The following is a 19497-nucleotide window of genomic DNA, read 5'->3' on the forward strand; positions in this document are numbered from 1 at the left end:
TTTTGTATCTTTTTGAATATGCAGAGTATTTGTATGAATCTGCAAAATCCAGAAATACAAGCAGTCTCTGCGTCGGTGATCAAACAGGAGAACGTGGGGCAGTCGATGAAAGAAAAGCTATGTTTGGCGCCTGTGAGTGGCATGAAAGATCTGTTGCCACGCATCATCTATTATACATTGAAGAAAGATGGAATTGTTGGATGTGCATATGAAGTCATTGTTTCTTTTCTTAGTAAATCTAAATTTTTTTGTGATAAAAACCTTAAGTACGAAGGTACAGTTGGTTACAGTTCTGATCAAAGTCTATTTTGTGCTGCCGTAACTATGTTAAGTGATAAAAGTTTGCAGATGGAGTTTTTGACAAAATTTCATTTAAGTAGTAGGGATTTTGTTAATTTTGGTCATGATTTTTTGCAGGCATGGCCTTGTAAAGAGCGCTTGCAGAAGCAAGATTTTTTAATACCTTTATTAGAAATGTTGCTCGATAATAAAAGACTATCAATTAAAGATCGTATAGATTCTTATGAGTTGGAATTAGAAAATGCTTTTAATATAGTTAAGCAAAATGCAAGCCAGCAAAATGAATATGACTATACGTCTGCTTTGAATATAGTGCGAACTCTATCGCATTATCTTTTTTGGTTATATCGAAAAAAGCTTTGTTCAGTCAATTATTTTGAAGACTACTTTCAAAAAAAGTATATCGAGTTTAATGTAAAAAAAGCGATCGATTTTGGTGCATTATATGCTCGAAAAAAAGATGAGATATACGAGTACGTTTTAAATCAGTTTGCTGAATGTAAGATGGAACTTAAGGATGTGTTAGAATACCAATCAGTTGACGGATGTGATGGAACAGTTCGCTATGTATTTGCATCTGAACGAGGTAAGGCTTTAAAAAAATCACGAAGAGAAGGCTTTTTTAAGATTTTTGGTTTAGAGCAAACGGTTTGTGAGTATGCCCCTGTTTTTAATGTTCTCCAACAGCTTAATAAAAAAAAAGATCGTTGGGAGGAATATCGAAGGCGTGGGTGTTTGGAAAAAAACGATCTCCTTAAAGCTAATTTTGGTGTGTGTTGGTGGAAAGTTAATGATTTCCCGGAAAACCAAACAGTGCTTAATTTGAAATCAGATGACGATAGAATTGATAGTAAATTACTGAAGCTTTTTAATTCTCTTATTAAAGCTTTAGAAGAAGGCGTGGCACAGCGGCTTGATTCCTTAGCTTTGAGGTCAATAAAGTATTCCATTAAATGCAAGCCTCGTGGTTGTCATGGTTCCTTGTGTTTTAGAGATTGTCTTTGTAATTTTAATAATTGTGCGTATTGTCCAGTCCAAAAGCTGTTTGCTCAGCTTGAAGATACTGTACAAAAATATATGCGATATAAAGAAGTTGAATGGGTATCAAAATGGAAATTTTTACAACCTCTTGGCCCATTTTTAAGTAAATGGGGGATTCTTATTTGTTTTGCCAATTTAGCCTTAGTTTGTCTAAGTAATATTTATAGTGATTGCACGAAAGTCATCATTTTTTTTGGTGGCCTTTTTTATCTTTCTCAGCGTGAAAAAATTGAACAACGACTAGATAAATTTAATGAAGCCTGTATTGAATTTGAAAAATATAAAGATGATGAAGCTATAAAAGACTTGCTTCAGGCCGAAGAAAGATTTTTGAAAAAAGGTAGAGCATTGCTTAAGCCACGCAGTGGGACGATGTATAATTAATAGCTTGTTGCATTTTTGACTAGGTTGCTTTCAATAAAATCCATGATGTGGCCGTCCAGTACAATTTCTGGCTGCATCGATTCATGATCAGTTCGGTGGTCCTTGACCATCTTATAAGGATGCAAAACATATGATCTGATCTGCGATCCCCACTCTATTTTTTTCTTTTCAATGTTGCCTAAAGTTTTTTCTTCGTGCTCCTGTTGATACTTTTGTGCTAGTTTTGATTGTAGCATACGCATCGCTGTTTCCTTGTTTTGTGTTTGTGAACGCTCTACCTGACATTGCACGACAATATTGGTTGGAATATGGGTAATGCGAATTGCTGATTCAGTTTTATTGACGTGTTGTCCACCTGCACCGCTCGCACGGTAGGTATCAATACGTAGATCTTTTGGATCGATCTGGAAACTGACTTCTGCAATTTCTGGTGTGACCATTACGCCAGCAAATGAGGTGTGGCGCCGTTTATTTGAGTCGAAAGGTGAAATTCTGACTAGTCTGTGAATTCCATGTTCGTTTTTTAAAAATCCGTAAGCATTTTTACCTTTTACAAACAAAGTTGCACTTTTAATTCCGGCTTCTTCTCCGTCTTGATAATCGATCATGCTTGTTTGAAAGCTTTCCTGTTCGCAAAACCTTAAATACATTCGCAAAAGTACAGATGCCCAGTCTTGTGCTTCTGTGCCGCCTGCGCCTGCATTGATATTAAGATAACAGTTATGAGAATCGTTCGGATGGTGGAGCAAGAGGCTCATTTTGAATTTTTTCACTTTTGATTTTAATGCGCGTGCTTCTTGTGAAATAACGTTCAATTCTGTTTCATTTTGACTGAAAAGCCCTATGAGTTCTTTGAGATCCTTTGCCATAGTATTGATGTGAAGTAACTCTTCATATTTATTTTTTACTTGTGAAAATTCTTTTAATAAGGTGATCTGGTTTGGATTTTGCCAGATAGATTCGTCTAAGGTAAGTTTTTCGAGTGTTTTAAAATTTTGTTCAAGATTCATGTTATGGCAATAGGCGTTGATGATCGTAATATCAGTTTCTATTGATTTTAGTTGTTCGCAAATCTGTTCTAAAAGCATTGTGGCGTCCTCTAAATATACCTATTCTCTTATTATATGTGTTTTTAGCAATATTTTTATATATTGAATTTAAAAATGTTACATATTTTTAATTGGATATCAAAAAAGATGGTTTTTACTTATTTTTTTAAACTTTAAATATGCGATCTAATGCTTTGTTTCGACTTTTAATGATCTTTTTTGAAGAGGTGTCAATATTTTTTTTAAAAAAACTTAAAAAAAATATTGACACCTCTTCTTAGGCATGTATAATATAGAGTGTTCTTTGAATAAAATGTTAAAGAAAACGACGTAAAAAACAAAAACATTTAAAAAATTTTAATTCTTTGAAATATACAAAAACTTTGGCATGTCTGCATGTTTTGCAGTAAAAATGACCTTTTTAAAATTCTGTGATGAAGAGTTTGATCCTGGCTCAGAATGAACGCTGGCGGCGTGCCTAACACATGCAAGTCGAGCGGGGATAGTCCTTCGGGATGTGTACCAGCGGCGGACGGGTGAGTAACGCGTGAGAACATGCCTTCTAGTGAGGAATACCTCAGGGAAGCCTGAGTTAATACTGCATAATCCCCTCTGGGGGAAAGGTGGCTTTATGCTGCCGCTAGAAGATTGGCTTGCGTACTATTAGCTAGTTGGTGAGGTAAAGGCTCACCAAGGCTTTGATGGTTAACCGGCCTGAGAGGGTGTACGGTCACATTGGAACTGAGATACGGTCCAGACTCCTACGGGAGGCAGCAGTGGGGAATATTGCGCAATGGGCGAAAGCCTGACGCAGCAACGCCGCGTGGAGGATGAAGGTCTTCGGATTGTAAACTTCTGTCTAGTGAGGCGAAAGAGTTGCTAATAAAACGGGCAATTGATGACAGTATCACTAAAGAAAGCACTGGCTAATCTCGTGCCAGCAGCCGCGGTAATACGAGAGGTGCAAGCGTTATTCGGAATCATTGGGCGTAAAGGGTGCGTAGGCGGCACTATAAGTCTGTTGTTAAAGACCCTGGCTTAACCAGGGGGGTGCAATGGAAACTATAATGCTAGAGGGTGAGAGAGAGAAGTGGAATTCCAGGAGTTAGCGGTCAAATGCATAGATCTCTGGAGGAACACCGATGGCGAAGGCAGCTTCTTGGCTCATTCCTGACGTTGATGCACGAAAGCGTGGGGAGCAAACAGGATTAGATACCCTGGTAGTCCACGCTGTAAACGATGACCACTAGATGTTGGTTCGGCTTGCCGGATCAGTGTCGTAGCTAACGCGTTAAGTGGTTCGCCTGGGAAGTACGGTCGCAAGGCTAAAACTTAAAGGAATTGACGGGGGTCCGCACAAGCGGTGGAACATGTGGTTTAATTCGACAATACGCGAGGAACCTTACCTGGACTTGACATACTTGTGACAGTTGTAGAAATACAATCTTTTGGGTTTCGGCTCAGACACAAGAACAGGTGCTGCATGGCTGTCGTCAGCTCGTGTCGTGAGATGTTGGGTTAAGTCCTTTAACGAGCGCAACCCTTACCATTAGTTGCTACTTACGCAAGTAAGGCACTTTAATGGGACTGCCTGGGAAACCAGGAGGAAGGTGGGGATGACGTCAAGTCAGCATGGTCCTTATGTCCAGGGCTACACACGTGTTACAATGGTCGGTACAACGGGGCGCAATACTGTAAAGTGGAGCAAAACCTTATAAGCCGATCTAAGTTCGGATTGAGGTCTGCAATTCGACCTCATGAAGTTGAAATCGCTAGTAATCGCGTATCAGAACGACGCGGTGAATGCGTTCTCGGGCCTTGTACACACCGCCCGTCACGCCATGAGAGTTGCTTGTACCCAAAGTTGTTTTAGCTAACCCTTTCGGGAGGCGAACACCTAAGGTGCGGGTGATGATCGGGGTGAAGTCGTAACAAGGTAGCCGTAGGAGAACCTGCGGCTGGATCACCTCCTTTCGAGGGAGATATTTAAGAGATTTATTTCTCTAGGTGTGGTGTCATTTTTATGCAACATGCAGCTGCCTTTTACATAAAGTTGTTGAAAATACTGGGCCTATAGCTCAGTGGTTAGAGCACCCCGCTGATAACGGGGAGGCCAGTCGTTCGATTCGACTTAGGCCCACCATATAGGTTGGTTAAGTTTAATTGATCTGTGTTTTCAATGGGTTATGTTCTCTTTGAAGAATGTTAGGGGGCGTAGCTCAGTTGGTAGAGCGTCCGTTTTGCACGCGGAAGGCCAGCGGTTCGAATCCGCTCGCCTCCACCAGACATTTTATTGAAAAGTTTTTGTTTAAAAAATTTGTGATCTTTGAAATATTTGTAGAAATAACGCATGGTAGCCGAATAATTTTCAAAAATTGTGATTAATTGAAAAGGGCGTTTGGTGGATGCCTTGGTATTAAGAGGCGATGAAGGAAGTGGAAGGCTGCTAAAAGCTTCGGGGAGCTGCCAATCAAGTTTTGATCCGAAGATCTCCGAATGGGGAAACCTACTAAAGAAAAACTTTAGTATCTAGCTTTGAATATATAAAAGTTAGAAGCGAACGACGTGAACTGAAACATCTAAGTAACGTCAGGAAAAGAAAACAAAGTTGATTCCCTAAGTAGTGGTGAGCGAAACGGGAAAAGCCTAAACTTGCGTCATGTGATAATCTGCATGTGTTGTGGCGTGAGGGTAGTGAGACGTATGTCTTTAAAAATGCAGTTTTTAAGGTCGGTTGAGTATTTTCATCAGAATAGCTCTGGAAAGGGCAACGATACAAGGTGACAGTCCTGTATGTTTAAAAAATATCTCTCTGATAATATGTTCTCGAGTACCATGGAGCACGTGAAATTCTGTGGGAATCTGCCCGGACCATCGGGTAAGGCTAAATACTACTTAATGACCGATAGTGAACAAGTACCGTGAGGGAAAGGTGAAAAGAACCCCGGGAGGGGAGTGAAATAGAAACTGAAACCAAATGTCTACATAACGGTAGAAGCACAGTATATGTACGTGCGACTACGTACCTTTTGCATAATGAGCCGACGAGTTATCTTGCGTTGCAAGGTTAAGCTTTGAAAGAGTGGAGCCGTAGCGAAAGCGAGTCTGAATAGGGCGACTAGTAACGCTGGATAGACCCGAAGCCCAGTGAGCTATCCATGTCCAGGATGAAGTCTCGGTTACACGAGATGAAGGTCCGAACCGGTGTGGGTTGAAAACTGCTCGGATGAGGTGTGGATAGGAGTGAAAGGCTAATCAAACTGGGAAATAGCTGGTTCTCCTCGAAATATATTTAGGTATAGCCTCGTTGGATGTGTTGTGGTGGTAAAGCACAGTTGAAGTTTTGGGGGCGCAAGCTTACCGGACTTTTACTAACTCTGAATGCCATAACATTTAGAAAACGGGAGTCAGACTGTGGGGGATAAGCTTCATGGTCGAAAGGGAAACAGCCCAGATCATCAGCTAAGGTCCCAAAGTATCCGTTAAGTGGGAAAAGAAGTGAAAAAGCAAAGACAGCCAGGAGGTTGGCTTAGAAGCAGCCATCCTTTAAAGAAAGCGTAACAGCTCACTGGTCAAGTCTTTTTGCGCTGAAGTATAAACGGGGCTCAAACGGATCACCGAAGCTATGGTTTGCAGTGTTTTACACTGCAGAGGTAGAGGAGCGTTCTTCAATAGATACGAGCTTGACTGAAAAGACAGGTGATGTTGATTGGAGAAGTGAGCATGTCGGTATAAGTAACGAAAAAATAGGTGAAATTCCTGTTCGCCGAAAGTCTAAGGGTTCCTTGGGAAAGGTTTATCCACTCAGGGTTAGTCGAGACTCTAAGCCGAGGCCAATTGGAGTAGGCGATGAGAAACAGGTTAAATATTCCTGTACCACTTTGCAGCGCTTGAGTGATGGAGTGACGCAGAGGGGTAGGTCAAGTTAACGTATGGATGTTAATTTAAGCATGTAGAAAGATTGTGTAGGAAAATCCGCATAATCATATTTTGAAGTGTGATGAGTATATCAATTGTAATAAAGAGATATATTTGACTGATCCCGCACTGACTAGAAAAACTTCTAGCAATGTTGTTAAAGTGATCGTACCGTAAACCGACACAGGTAGATAAGATGAAAATTCTAAGGCGTTGAGATAACTATCATTAAGGAACTCGGCAAAATTGCCCCGTAACTTCGGGATAAGGGGTGCCTATAATGTTTCAGATTCTGTCTGGATGCATTGTTAGGTGGCACTAAAGAGGCCCAATCGACTGTTTAACAAAAACACAGATCTCTGCAAACTCGTAAGAGGAAGTATAGAGGTTGACGCCTGCCCAGTGCCGGAAGGTTAATGGGAGAAGTTAGTTCGTAAGGACAAAGCTTTGAACTGAAGCCCCGGTAAACGGCGGCCGTAACTATAACGGTCCTAAGGTAGCGAAGTACCTTGTCGGGTAAATTCCGACCCGCATGAATGGCGTAACGAGTTGGGCGCTGTCTTGATGATAGACTCAGTGAATTTGTAGTGCCGGTGAAAATGCCGGCTACCCGCGGAAGGACGGAAAGACCCCGTGCACCTTTACTATAACTTGACATTGGTTTTTGAATTCACTTGTGCAGGATAGGCGGGAGACGTTGATGTTGTGGCGTTAGCTACAGCGGAGTCGACCTTGAGATACCGCCCTTGTGGATTTAAGAATCTAACTTTGTACCGTGATCCGGGCAAAAGACAGTGTCTGGTGGGTAGTTTGACTGGGGTGGTCGCCTCCCAAACAGTAACGGAGGCGTTCAAAGGTTCCCTCATGACGAATAAACGTCGTCTGTTGAGCGTAAAGGCACAAGGGAGCTTGACTGCGAGACATACAGGTCGAGCAGGTGCGAAAGCAGGACTTAGTGATCCAGTGGTTCTGAATGGAAAGGCCATTGCTAAACGGATAAAAGGTACGCCGGGGATAACAGGCTGATCTCCTCTGAGAGTCCACATCGACGAGGAGGTTTGGCACCTCGATGTCGGCTCATCACATCCTGGGGCTGAAGAAGGTCCCAAGGGTTTGGCTGTTCGCCAATTAAAGTGGTACGCGAGCTGGGTTCAGACCGTCGTAAGACAGGTCGGTCCTTATCCGCCGTGGGCGTAGGGTATTTGAGAAGGGCTGTCCCTAGTACGAGAGGACCGGGATGGGCAAACCGCTAGTGTTCCAGTTGTTCTCCAAGAGCAACGCTGGGTAGCTAAGTTTGTAAGAGATAACCGCTGAAAGCATCTAAGTGGGAAACTCGCTTCAAGATGAGATACCCCCATTAACTTGATAAGATTCCTCGAAGACTACGAGGTTGATAGGCTGGGTGTGTAAGCATGGTAACGTGTTCAGCTAACCAGTACTAATAAATCGAATGTTTTAATCGCTTTAAAACAAAAAGTTTTAGAACGGCTACTAAATGTTTTCTACAAATATTTCAAAACACAAAAAATTGAAATCTTTAAAAAATTATTGGCATAATCTGAACTATTAAGTAGTAGTTCAAGGTGTGTTAAAAAATTTCCTGGTGGGTATAGTTGAAAGGTCACACCCGTTCTCATTCCGAATACGGAAGTTAAGCTTTCAACGCCGAAAATACTTTACTGGAGACGGTACGGAAAGATAGGTACTGCCAGGTTTAAATATTAGAGGAGATCTTTTTTAAAAGGTCTCCTTTTTTTTAGCTCTTTTCTTATTCTCAATGGATTTTATTGGCCACGAACACGCTATACATACTTCTAAGTATGATTGTTATGTTTTTGAAATAAGCATGTGGTCGTAATGTATATATTCTCTCCAATATGATGGAGTATTAAAGTATTTAGTCAAGGGCAAAAAACATAATAGGGATAGTTAAAATAGTAAATGATGGTTGGTACATGAGATTATTCATTTTCTAACAATGCTATTATTAATGGAAGCTAATTTGTTATCAATTTTCTTTTTTAAATATAACGAATCTTTGTAATACATTTCATGTTTTTTTAAACTATTAATATATAAAAGTTCCCATAGCTTTGCCCCAAAGACTGAAGCCAATAATAATAGATATATAAAACTGAACTGCTTCTTTCTTATTACATCTTTTTGTTGGTAAAGATTGCGAGCTTGTTCTAATAGTGGTTGCAAGGTGTAACTACTGACCGGTTTTGAAAAAGATAGATCTAAATATGTTTCTACAAAGCGACGGTCTCCCATATCCCAGCGTTTGGTTTGTTCTGTGACTGTTATTCCGAGTAATGTTAATGCTTTCATTATATCCGTGTATTTATTCTGTAATGAATTATATAATGGTTGGAAATGCTTATATATTAAAATGCTTATGATGATTCCTCCGCCTGCTATGCATAGAGCGCCAAATAGATATTTTTTGCGCGCTGCTTCTTTTTCTTTCCTTAAAAGAAGTAATTTTTTTTTAAAAACTTTTTGTATTTTTTGTGAGAAGCATTGCATATTTATATTGTTTTCTTTTGCAACGCGTTTGATTGCAAGGGTAATATTGCGTATTTTAGATTCTGAAAGATACTTAGATCGTTTGATAACTTTTAAAATCTTTTTTATAGTATGAAGGTTATTTTTAGAAACTTTTTCGAGCGTGATTTTTTCAGAATGTCTTTGGATTGTATTATCTGGTTTTAGAGCAGTCAGATGTTCTATACAAAAAGTATGTATGCTTAGGAATAAAAAAATGGATGACGATGTGCGCATGAGAATCCTTAAACGTATCATTTTACCGTATCTCTTCTGATTAAAATACAAGCATTTTTAGTAATGAACAATTTTTATAAAAGCAACATAATAGTTTTTGAGTTGTTTTCAGGCACTATTTTTCCAGTTTTGACATCAATACAGTATTTTTTCAGCGTGTGTGCATAGCTAAAAAGTGCTGCAGTTTTTTGTGCGGTCAAGCTTGCATAAAACTCTTTCCAGATAGGTACTACTGTTTTGATGGGATAGACATTTGTGCCCATTGGTTGGTTATTATCACAGCCAATATAAATGGCGGTTGTCAGTTCGGGGGTGGAGCCGACAAACCAGCAGGTTCGACAATCATTTGTGGTACCCGTTTTGCCAATACCGTCTTTCCAGTCGTTTAGTTTGTATATGTATTTAAATGCATGTGAAAGGACTGCGTTCACTTTACTTGTAATGGCAAATGGAAGAATGTTTTTTTTAGGTATTGTTGATTGATAGATTTTTTCACCTCGACTATTTTTAATCCATTCAATAAAGTATGGTTCGACCATGGTTCCCTGATTTGCGAAAATATTGAACATTCGTGCAACATCTTTCAGCGATGAATCAATACATCCAAGAGCAATTGACGGTTGTATTGATTCGAAATGGCCTAGTTCAAGAGCGTTTATGATATTTAGTAAGGTTTTTTTATTTGTTGATAGCATAGTTTTTATTGCAATAATGTTATTTGAACGTGCTAAGGCGTATGCTCGTGTCATGAGGCCGTCATGTTTCTTATTGTAGTTCTGGGGGGCCCAGATTTTATTGTTAATGGTTAGTTCAATCGGTTCATCGATTTCAGTGTCTTCAAATTTTTTGCCATCAATCAGTGCTGCTGCAAAAATAAATGGTTTCAGTGTTGAACCTATCTGCCTTTTTGTATTCCATGCACGATTAAACTGTGATATATGAAAGTCGTAACCACCGATTAATGCCTGTATTTGTCCAGTATCAGGTTTAAGAGAAAGGAGTCCCCCATCAATAGGTAGTTTGAGTTGATCGCGTAAGCTGTAACAGTGTTTTTTGAAAATCGTATAGGCGTTTTTTTGAGTTTCTGATTTGATAGTTGTGCGAATCTGATAACCACTATGATAAAGGTCCTTAAATCCTTGCTTTTTACAAAATGCTCTCACCATCTCTTTAATGTATAAATAGCTATCTTCACGATGTTTAGGTTTTACGTTAAGCTCCTGTACGATACTTGTTTTGTATTCTGTATCCGTAATATAGCCGCATTCAAGCATTGCTTTTAAAACAATGTTGCGTCTTGTCAGAGTGTTTTCTGGATTAATTAATGGACAGTAATATCGTGGATGGCGTACAATTGCTGCTAAACTTGCTGCCTGTGCAATTGAAAATTGTTCTGTGGAAATTCCCCAAAATTCTTGTGCTGCGCTTTCAATACCGTAAATTCCAGCACCAAAATATACATTATTCAGATAGGCTTCAAGGATCTGCTCTTTGGAAAAATGATTTTCTAAAATGAACGTATAGATTACTTCTGTTATTTTTCGTTTAAATGTTTTGTGCACATCTAAAAAAAGGAGCCTTGCAAGCTGTTGGGTAATGGTACTTGCACCTTGTGTTTTTTTTCGTGATTTCAAATTAATAAAAATTGATCTTATAATACCTTTATACGATATTCCATTATGTGTAAAAAATGTTCGGTCCTCTACTGCTAAAAATGCTTGCCAAACATGTTTTGGGATTTGACTAAAATATATTTGCCTTATCTGTCCAGTAGAAAATGTTGCAATGACTGTTCCATTGCAATCGTAGAGTACCGAAGGATCATCGGTGGTGCGTTTGAGTATTCCTGTTTTAAAGTCTGCTGCGATGTTGTTTATTATGTGTGATATCACAATGATAATTACTGTTAAAAAAAAGGCGGCGAATGTGCCAAAAATGCCTATTTTTTTATTCTTCATCTTTGCATGAGCAGTATTGTTTTAGAAACCATTGTTCACATTGCCTGATAGTTCAATTAATTCACGTGTGATTTTTGCTTGTCTTAGTTTGTTATATTGTAGCTGTGTTGATTCTAAAATATTTTTTGCATTTCTTGTTGCACTGTCCATCGACAAAAAACGGGCAGCATGTTCTGCAATGACTGTTTCAAATATTTTACAGTTAAGTAATGCAGTTAAATATTGGCGTAAAAGTTTATCAAATAAAATGGTTGGTTCCTGGTCATAAAGAAAGCTTATATTGCTATGCTCTATTTGCAATTTTTTGTTTTGCACAGGAATTAAATCAAACTGTTGTGGAATTTGACTGAAAAAACTTTTTGCAAAAGCGTTGACAACAATTACTTTTTGGTATTGGCTATTTGAATTCCAGATGAAATCTATAATTTTGCTTGCCAGTTGATTGGTATTATTGTTTTTGAAGGCATGAAAGTAAAGGAGAGGACTTACGCCAAATCTATTTGTTACAAAATCATAAGTTCGTTTTCCTAAAGTAATAAAATCATGATTTTTATACTGATTCATAATCTGCTTTGTCAGGTGCATAATTGATGTATTGAAATTTCCACATAATCCCTTTTGTGAACCGATGACAATCAAAAGTACGGAAGAATGCGTGTTTACTTTCAAAAAAGGATGTGTATTTTTTCTGATTTTGCTGCTAACTATATTCAATAATGCTTCTACTTCAGTGTAGTAATTTTTGACTATTTTCTCTTTAATTCGTAATCTTGTATGCGTTGAGATTGCAATTAAACGCATGGCATGGGTTATTTTTTGAATAGTTTTAATTGTTTTTATTCGTTGGCGCATGGCGATAAGTTGCGACATTTAAAAACTCACGGTTGAAGATGAATATCTAATACATAACTTATTAAATCTAAATGGTAAACGGTTTTTTTGCAATATTCATTTTGATGGAGATATTAAGCACAGGTGTCTGATGAAACTTTTAATAGATGGATATAATCTTCTTAAAACTATCGACAAAAATAAAACGCTTTCGTATGATTCTGTGAACGTTTATTGCAATAAACTTGCAACGTATCTCTTACACAAACAGCTTGAAGGTATTATCGTATTTGATGGTGGCATGTCTTTTTTGCAGGAGCGATCATGGCAAAAAGAGCTTGAGATACTTTATGTTGGTCGAGATCGTGTTGCTGATACATTTATTAAAGAATACCTTGATGTCTATTGGCGGCAGGATCTACTGCTTGTCTCTTCTGATCGAGAATTGAATGAATATGCGCAGCATTATGGCGTATGCTCAGTTGATGTGCAGGTGTTTTGGGAGTTTGTGCTTGCTGCCACCAGGTCAAAAAAAAAGGGTAAAGTTCAGAATACACAGATTATCAAAATGACCGATACAGAAAATGATGAGTTAGACCAGCTGATGGCTCAGGTAACCGCAAGAGACATTGCCTATAAAAATGATATGCTTGAAATATATGAATCAAAAACAGATGTAAAACATGCTTCAAAAACAGATAAAAAATTATTACAAAAAATGAAGAAATTATAGTGTATGAAAAAAACGATTCACTTCACCTATCAACAGTTGCCAACTATTGTTGCAGCATATCAAAAAGAGCTTAAAAAGTATGACGTCATAACTGTAACTGGCGGTCTTGGTGCAGGAAAGACAACTTTTATCAGGCAGCTCATGACGTTGTGGGGTGTTGACCCGATGACTGTTACTAGCCCAACGTTTACTTATCTGAACACGTACGATGCACATGATGGACTTGTCATTTACCATTTTGATCTGTATCGCATTGGGAGTCTGTCTGAATTCAAAATGTTAGGTTTTGATGAGTATCTTTATCAAACAGACAGCAAGGCCATTTTGGAGTGGCCAGAGCCAGTTATGTCTCTGTTGACACATTCAGTTATACATCTTTCCCTTGAATATGGCAATCAGCAGGATGAGCGAACGTTGATTTTGTAGTGATGAAAACATACTTGCCCCGTTATAAATAAACGAAGAGCGGACGTTATAAAAACGTCCGCTCTTCGTTTAACATATTCATCATCAAATGAAGTTTATCTTGAAGTACCGGCAGCAGCCATTTTGCGCGCATGCATCTCACGTAAATCATCTTTATCAAACAGACCATGTTTTTCTAAAAGATCTTTTGCAATATTAATGTCTGTAATACCTTCTTTAAATTTAAAGGTTCTGTTGATATGACCATCCGCATCACGAACAACTTCAACATAGAACGTTCTGAATCCAGGCAGATTGCGCAGCTCAAGTAGTTTTGGATAGTGCGTTACGGTAAAGCAGACCGACCCTGCATGTTTGCTCATTTTGTTTGTGAACTGATAGGCGCAGTTTTGACCCTCTTCAGGGCTTGTCGAACGCATAATTTCGTCGCAGATAGTAAACGCATATTCACCCTCTTTGAGTGATGCTACCTGTTTGTTAAGCTGTGTTGAAAATTTCACTTCAGCTTCAAACAGTGACATGCCACCGGTTATGTCGTCCTGAATGTCAAAGAAGCAGTTGAACTGTGCAAATGGGCTGAACTTCAGATAGGAACATGGTGCAATACCAAATCGTTGTGCTGTTATCAATCCATCGATCAATGCTAATATAGCTGAGGTTTTACCACCAGTATTCGGACCATGCACGATAATGTCTTTTTGGTCAGGTGTAATCAAAATGCTGTTTGAAACAGCTTTATTTTGACCAATCATCATATTCCAGCAATCACGTGCGTCAATAAATGGGCCTTCGTTTGAAAACTCAACAAAACAGAATCTATTTTCTTTTCCTTCTGAACTTGCAAAAAGATCAGCGAGCCCTTGATACATCTGCAATTTGCCCATCGCATACAAAATCGGTTCAAATTCGGTACGTACATTCATGAACAGTTTATAGGCACATTTCACACGACCGAGATATGATAACATGGAAGCTTGGCCTTTGAACGTACCTGTTTTTAATAAATCGATTAACTGATTAAAGTCTGCAGAATGGTTTGTTTTATTGTCAAGGTTTGCAAGCTCTTTCAGCTCTGGGAATGCAAGGTTGAATCTGAGGTTATGTTTTTTAAAATGTTTTACAACGGTACGTACCTGATCAAGGTATGTTGCAAGTCCGATGAACTGTGCTTGTACGTCTTTCCAATGCTTTTCTATGTTGTAGGTACTCATAGTTGATGTGTAAAAAATATATCCATAAATCAAATTAAGAATGATAGGGTCAACTATACTTGGTTTTAGGTCCGGGTTTTCTATGATTGTTTTTATTTGTGCTTCTGTATATTGTCCATTCAATCGAAGGCCTTCTTCTGTTCGCTTACGAAGATGGTTCGTATCAGTGAAATTTTTGTACATTTCCTTGTTAAGAAATACCAGTTTATCGGCCGAAAATATTGGTAAAATGAAGCGTGGAGTGGCTTTTGCTATATTTTTTATTGAAGCGGTGATATCTTTATCTACCTCCATACTTGGATTGTTGAGAAACCAAGAATTATAACCAAGTCTTATCCATGCATGTTTTCTATCATTAACTAAGTATTTGCCTCCGAATTTTGCCAAATGAACAAGAAAAAATCCAATACCAATTGGCATTTTCGCTTCTAATAAACATGGAAACCTATTTAACGGTGTAAAAAACGATTGTGCATTGATGTAGGAAAGCCAGGTGTTATTTCCTCCCCAATATTCCCTTTCTGTAATGAATTTTGGAACCAGATTCTGCGTTGCATCAAAAAGTGGCAAAATTGTTTCTTCCTGTGCGATGTTCTTTTTGAGCGTTTTTTGCAATCTTGGTTCTGCAATCAGATGTTTTATAATAGTCTGGCTTTCAGTAATCTCTTCCTGTCGTGTGGTTGGGATGCTCAGTTGAAATGCGGTTACGCTTTTTGCAAGCCATGAACCATGTATGCATAGCTGATCAACCAGGCCTTTGTCGTATACAATTGCCCCGGTGTCATTTGTGGTTTTTGTGCTTGCGATTTTTAATTTGTCATACGCAGCCGGCGTCAAGCCTGTCTATTCAAGTTTGCTACTTTGATTTGAGATGATCTGATGGGCAACTAGATCAATGTTTGATTCAATTTTTGTGATCTGAAGCGGCTTATATTTAATGTTTTTTGCCAGTGCTTCAACGGCCTGTTCCTCTTGCTTCTGTTGTTCAACTGTTTTGACAGCGGTGGGTAGTCTTTTTGCTAACAGTGTACTGATCTGATCGGCAAAGATGGTACTTTGTGAGGCTTTTGGCTGCACAGTTGCTTGGTCGGCCTGTGCACAGATGACTAAAGCTAATGAGAGAGCTAAGCTAGTGTGTCGAGTGATAGGTATTTTAAGTGTCATACGAACTTCCTTAATTTAATTAATTGAAAAAAATAGAAACTAATTTTTATTATATCTATATTTTATAGTGTATTAATAAATCTGTTTTTTGCAAATTTAAGTGCTTTGGATGTGCTGTGTTTGTAAAATAGTTTCATTGAAGTTTCAAATAAAAATTAATCAATTTTGTATAGTTTGTTACTTTCGAATATTAAGAAGGGGGCACAATGTATCGCGCCCCCTTCTTGTTTACCCTTACCTTTACAAGAACTGAAATTACCTTTTTATGCAGCTGCTGCCGTTTGGCTCATAGTGTGCATCTCATGTAAATCGTCTTTATCAAACAGTCCGTGTTTTTGTAAGATGTCTTTTGCAATATTAAGATCGGTAATACCCTCTTTAAATTTGAATGTTCTGCGAATCTGGCCACGTGCATCACGAACAACTTCAACATAGAATGTTCTAAATCCAGGCAGATTGCATAGCTCAAGTAGCTTTGGATAGTGAGTCACAGTAAAGCATACCGACCCTGCATGTTTGCCCATTTTATTTGTGAACTGATACGCGCATTTTTGACCCTCTTCAGGACTTGTTGAACGCATAATTTCATCGCATATAGTGAACGCGTATTCGCCTTCTTTAAGTGAAACGATTCGTTCATAAAGCTCCGTTGCAAATTTCACTTCAGATTCAAAGAGCGATGTACCAGCTGCCACATCATCTTGAATATCAAAGAAGCAGTTGAACTGTGCAAAGAGGCTGAACTTCAGATAGGAGCATGGTGCAATACCAAATGCCTGAGCTATAATCAATGCATACATAAATGACAACAAGGTTGTCGTTTTACCACCCGTATTTGGACCATGGATGATAATGTCCTTTTGATCAGGGGTGATCAAGATGCTATTTGATACTGCTTTGTCTTGACCAACCATCATATTCCAGCAGTCACGCGCGTCAACAAATGGGCCTTCGTGTGAAAATTCAGCAAAACAGAATCTATTTTCTTGTTCATCCGAACTTGAAACAAGGTCAGCAAGGCCTTGATACATCTGCAGCTTACCCATTGCATACAAAATCGGCTCAAATTCAGCACGTACATTCATGAACAGTTTATAGGCACATTTAACACGACCAAGGTATGAAACTATCGATGCATTTCCTTTGAATGTACCGGTTTTTAAAAGATCGATTAACTGATTAAAGTCCGCTGAATGCTTTGTTTTGTTATCAAGATTTGCAAGTTCTTTCAGTTCAGGGAATGCAAGCTCAAATCTGAGGTTATGTTTTTTGAAATGTTTAACGACTGAACGTATCTGATCAAGGTAGTTTGCGAGCCCGATCAATTTTGTTTGTATGTCTGTCCAATGCTTTTCTATGTTGTAGGTCATACATGTTATTATGTAAAAGAAAAATGGGATTTCAAGCCCAAAGAAAACAGCAGTATTAGGATAAGCAGAAATCAAATTACCAAGCGCTTGTTTTGCTTTTTGATTGGTATGAAGTTTATAACCGGCAAACGACCCTACAAAAGGTACCGTGGTTAGATTCAGTGCCAAAGGTGTTACAAGCGAGACTTGCGAAGTTTTTTTTAATCGTGCTAATAATGTCAGACTTGAAAAGTCAGTGTTATTTTCTGTATCAAAAATGGTAGGTTTTAAACATGCTATTATGTTTCCTAGTGTCGCACATAAAAAACTTACTGGACCGAAGGGATTTTTCGTTTCAAGCATGAGTGGATGCTTATCTAAAAAATTTTGTACAGGTTTTAAAAGTCCAAAAGATATTGAATTTAGTAAAATTCCGAGCTGAGAATTACTGTAATATGTTGTTGATTCAATAAAACTGTCCAATAGAGGTTGTTTTACATCAAAGAGAGCCAAAATTGTCTTTTCAAACTGCTGATTTTTGTTTAAACGTGCTTTAAGTTCGTTTTTTTGAAGCTCTTTAACAAGCTTTTGACGCTCTTTTATGGTTTCAATATCAGTTGCAGGATTGCCTAGCTCAAACAGTGTTACATTTTTTGCAAGTAATGAATGGGTTGACTTGCATACTATGTCAACCAAGCCTTCTCTTATTTCAGATTTTTCCGCATTTGTGGTTTTTTTGCATCCTGCAATATTAAGTTTTTTAAAAGCAGCAAATGGCAAGATCGTTTTGTCAGATGTTTTAATATTTTGTTTGATAACTTCATGAGCAACTTTTTCATAGTTAGTTTCAGGCAGGTCGATCTTTATGGGTTTCAACGTGATATTTGTTTGCAAAGCTAATTTTTCTTGTGTTTTTTTAGTGACTTCCTCTGCCGATATAACTTTTTCTGGAAATCTTTGTAAGTATAAAGTGCTTATTTCATCAATAAGATCTGTTTCTGGCATTGGTTGGTCGGCATACACTGTGAAGGCAAAGGCCAACAGAAAGGGAAGCGGTATCCGTTTGGCAAATAAGGGGTTGTAAAACATGAGCAATCCTTTGATTGTTTGTTTGTAAAAAATTGACGTAAAAATTTTAAAATAAGAACATATTTTATTTTATCTTTATACAGCTTTATTGCAACTTTTTATTGCAATCTTCTTTAAAGTATACAAATAATTAATTAGTATTAATTTCAAGGTTAACTTATATTCAATTTAGTATTTTTATCAATCTAAAATAAGTACAAAACAAAAATGTTGAAATTGATAGAGAAAACGATATTATTAGGAACATGGTTTTGTTGGTGAGGTTCCCGAGTGGCCAAAGGGGACGGACTGTAAATCCGTTAGCTCAGCTTTCGTAGGTTCGAATCCTACTCTCACCACCATCTGCGGGAATAGCTCAATTGGCTAGAGCGACAGCCTTCCAAGCTGTAGGTTGCGGGTTCGAGTCCCGTTTCCCGCTCCAGATTTTTGTTGCTGGCGTAGCTCAGTTGGTAGAGCAGCTGATTTGTAATCAGCAGGTCGCTGGTTCAAGTCCAGTCGCCAGCTCCATACTGTTTGGGGAAGTATGGAGTGTCCTATCATTTTGTGTCAGTTTGAGTACTTTGCGAGCATGTTTAAAAAAATGAAAAATAAAAGTTGTTTTTTTGCTTCTTTTTAGGTACCATATGATAAATTGTGATAAATAAACACAAAGCCCACGTAGCTCAGTCGGTAGAGCACTTCCTTGGTAAGGGAGAGGTCACCGGTTCAATCCCGGTCGCGGGCTCCAGAAGGTTTAGATAGTAACATTAAAGAATTTTTGGAAGTACAATGGCGAAAAACAAGGTTATTACTCGTCTGGTGTGTGGAACATGTAAAGAGCGTAATTATACGCAGCGTGTTTCAAAAAAAAGAACTGTCGGTTCGCTTAAGCTTAGTAAGTTTTGTCCAAGGTGTCGTGCGCACAGTGAACATAAAGAAAGCAAGTAATATGTGTAGGCCAGTAGCTCAATTGGTAGAGTTGCAGACTCCAAATCTGCCGGTTGGGGGTTCGAGTCCCTCCTGGCCTGCCAGCTTTTGCGTCTTGATTTAAAACTAAGGAAGGTTGAAAATGCTTGTAAATACGGTAACAAAATTTTTACAGGAAGTGCATTCTGAGATGAGTAAAGTAACGTGGCCAACAAAAGAAGATTTTGTTGGATCACTTTTTGTTACCCTTATCCTTGTTGTTGCTTTCGCGATCTATTTGGCTCTTTTAGATATCGCATTTTCAATGTTGGCACGCTTTATGTTTCAGTGGTATGGCGGATAATTAGATTTTAG

At 38.4% G+C, this 19497-nt stretch carries 12 protein-coding genes, 7 tRNA genes and 3 rRNA genes; 15 read left to right on the plus strand and 7 right to left on the minus strand.

The window, feature by feature from the left end; all coding sequences use genetic code 11:
* Nucleotides 1–33 precede the first annotated feature (33 nt).
* Nucleotides 34–1725, plus strand: a complete 1692-nt coding sequence (locus IPG37_00330; protein ID QQR53873.1) for a hypothetical protein — start codon at nucleotides 34–36, stop codon at nucleotides 1723–1725.
* On the opposite strand, the gene prfB is transcribed toward IPG37_00330, so the two are convergent.
* Entirely contained in the window at nucleotides 1722–2813 is a 1092-nt protein-coding gene (gene prfB, locus IPG37_00335; protein ID QQR53874.1) for a peptide chain release factor 2, read from the minus strand. The two genes, IPG37_00330 and prfB, sit on opposite strands and share 4 nt — an antisense overlap.
* A gap of 392 nt (nucleotides 2814–3205) precedes the next feature.
* Here prfB and IPG37_00340 point away from each other — a divergent pair.
* The 5 genes from IPG37_00340 to rrf all read left to right on the plus strand — a co-directional run bounded on the left by IPG37_00340 (nucleotide 3206) and on the right by rrf (nucleotide 8406).
* Nucleotides 3206–4748 (plus strand): 16S ribosomal RNA (locus IPG37_00340).
* A gap of 93 nt (nucleotides 4749–4841) precedes the next feature.
* Nucleotides 4842–4917: transfer RNA gene (locus IPG37_00345), tRNA-Ile, on the plus strand.
* A 65-nt stretch (nucleotides 4918–4982) separates the two neighbouring features.
* Nucleotides 4983–5058 (plus strand) — tRNA-Ala (locus IPG37_00350).
* Between the two features lie 95 nt (nucleotides 5059–5153).
* Nucleotides 5154–8155: ribosomal RNA gene (locus IPG37_00355) — 23S ribosomal RNA — on the plus strand.
* Nucleotides 8156–8291: 136 nt separating this feature from the next.
* Nucleotides 8292–8406, plus strand: a 5S ribosomal RNA gene (rrf, locus tag IPG37_00360).
* The 16S, 23S and 5S rRNA genes sit together here with 2 tRNA genes alongside, the layout of an rRNA operon.
* Before the next feature lie 251 nt (nucleotides 8407–8657).
* On the opposite strand, the gene IPG37_00365 is transcribed toward rrf, so the two are convergent.
* From IPG37_00365 to IPG37_00375, 3 genes are all read right to left on the minus strand, one after another.
* Nucleotides 8658–9476: a hypothetical protein gene (locus IPG37_00365; protein QQR53875.1), complete on the minus strand. Its 819-nt coding sequence runs from the start codon at nucleotides 9474–9476 to the stop codon at nucleotides 8658–8660.
* 74 nt (nucleotides 9477–9550) lie between these two features.
* On the minus strand, nucleotides 9551–11434 hold the full coding sequence (locus IPG37_00370; GenBank protein ID QQR53876.1) for a transglycosylase domain-containing protein: 1884 nt from the start codon (nucleotides 11432–11434) through the stop codon (nucleotides 9551–9553).
* A gap of 21 nt (nucleotides 11435–11455) precedes the next feature.
* The gene (locus tag IPG37_00375) at nucleotides 11456–12304 is read right to left on the minus strand and encodes a F0F1 ATP synthase subunit gamma (GenBank protein QQR53877.1); all 849 of its coding nucleotides are present in this window, start codon (nucleotides 12302–12304) and stop codon (nucleotides 11456–11458) included.
* Between the two features lie 112 nt (nucleotides 12305–12416).
* Between IPG37_00375 and IPG37_00380 the strand changes: the two genes are divergently transcribed.
* Together IPG37_00380 and tsaE are read left to right on the plus strand one after the other, a co-directional pair.
* The gene (locus IPG37_00380; GenBank protein QQR53878.1) at nucleotides 12417–12998 is read left to right on the plus strand and encodes an NYN domain-containing protein; all 582 of its coding nucleotides are present in this window, start codon (nucleotides 12417–12419) and stop codon (nucleotides 12996–12998) included.
* A gap of 3 nt (nucleotides 12999–13001) precedes the next feature.
* Complete coding sequence (tsaE, locus tag IPG37_00385; protein ID QQR53879.1) at nucleotides 13002–13424, plus strand: tRNA (adenosine(37)-N6)-threonylcarbamoyltransferase complex ATPase subunit type 1 TsaE; 423 nt, start codon at nucleotides 13002–13004, stop codon at nucleotides 13422–13424.
* Nucleotides 13425–13519: 95 nt separating this feature from the next.
* On the opposite strand, the gene IPG37_00390 is transcribed toward tsaE, so the two are convergent.
* The 3 genes from IPG37_00390 to IPG37_00400 form a co-directional block, all read right to left on the minus strand.
* Entirely contained in the window at nucleotides 13520–15472 is a 1953-nt protein-coding gene (locus tag IPG37_00390) for a hypothetical protein (protein QQR53880.1), read from the minus strand.
* A 6-nt stretch (nucleotides 15473–15478) separates the two neighbouring features.
* Nucleotides 15479–15799: a hypothetical protein gene (locus IPG37_00395; GenBank protein QQR53881.1), complete on the minus strand. Its 321-nt coding sequence runs from the start codon at nucleotides 15797–15799 to the stop codon at nucleotides 15479–15481.
* Between the two features lie 263 nt (nucleotides 15800–16062).
* Complete coding sequence (locus IPG37_00400) at nucleotides 16063–18237, minus strand: hypothetical protein (protein ID QQR53882.1); 2175 nt, start codon at nucleotides 18235–18237, stop codon at nucleotides 16063–16065.
* Nucleotides 18238–18493: 256 nt separating this feature from the next.
* On the opposite strand from IPG37_00400, the gene IPG37_00405 reads away from it, so the two are divergent.
* The 7 genes from IPG37_00405 (at nucleotide 18494) to secE (ending at nucleotide 19486) form a co-directional block, all read left to right on the plus strand.
* A tRNA-Tyr gene (locus tag IPG37_00405) sits at nucleotides 18494–18578 on the plus strand.
* A gap of 3 nt (nucleotides 18579–18581) precedes the next feature.
* Nucleotides 18582–18658: transfer RNA gene (locus tag IPG37_00410), tRNA-Gly, on the plus strand.
* Between the two features lie 10 nt (nucleotides 18659–18668).
* Nucleotides 18669–18744, plus strand: a tRNA-Thr gene (locus IPG37_00415).
* 144 nt (nucleotides 18745–18888) lie between these two features.
* Nucleotides 18889–18964: transfer RNA gene (locus IPG37_00420), tRNA-Thr, on the plus strand.
* 41 nt (nucleotides 18965–19005) lie between these two features.
* Nucleotides 19006–19164 carry a 50S ribosomal protein L33 gene (gene rpmG, locus IPG37_00425; GenBank protein ID QQR53883.1) on the plus strand — a complete coding sequence of 53 codons (159 nt, stop codon included), beginning with the start codon at nucleotides 19006–19008 and terminating at the stop codon, nucleotides 19162–19164.
* Nucleotides 19165–19171: 7 nt separating this feature from the next.
* Nucleotides 19172–19247, plus strand: a tRNA-Trp gene (locus tag IPG37_00430).
* A gap of 38 nt (nucleotides 19248–19285) precedes the next feature.
* Entirely contained in the window at nucleotides 19286–19486 is a 201-nt protein-coding gene (gene secE / locus IPG37_00435; GenBank protein ID QQR53884.1) for a preprotein translocase subunit SecE, read from the plus strand.
* Nucleotides 19487–19497 lie beyond the last annotated feature (11 nt).

The organism is bacterium (genome assembly GCA_016699125.1).
Lineage (GTDB): Bacteria > Babelota > Babeliae > Babelales > Vermiphilaceae > AWTP1-30.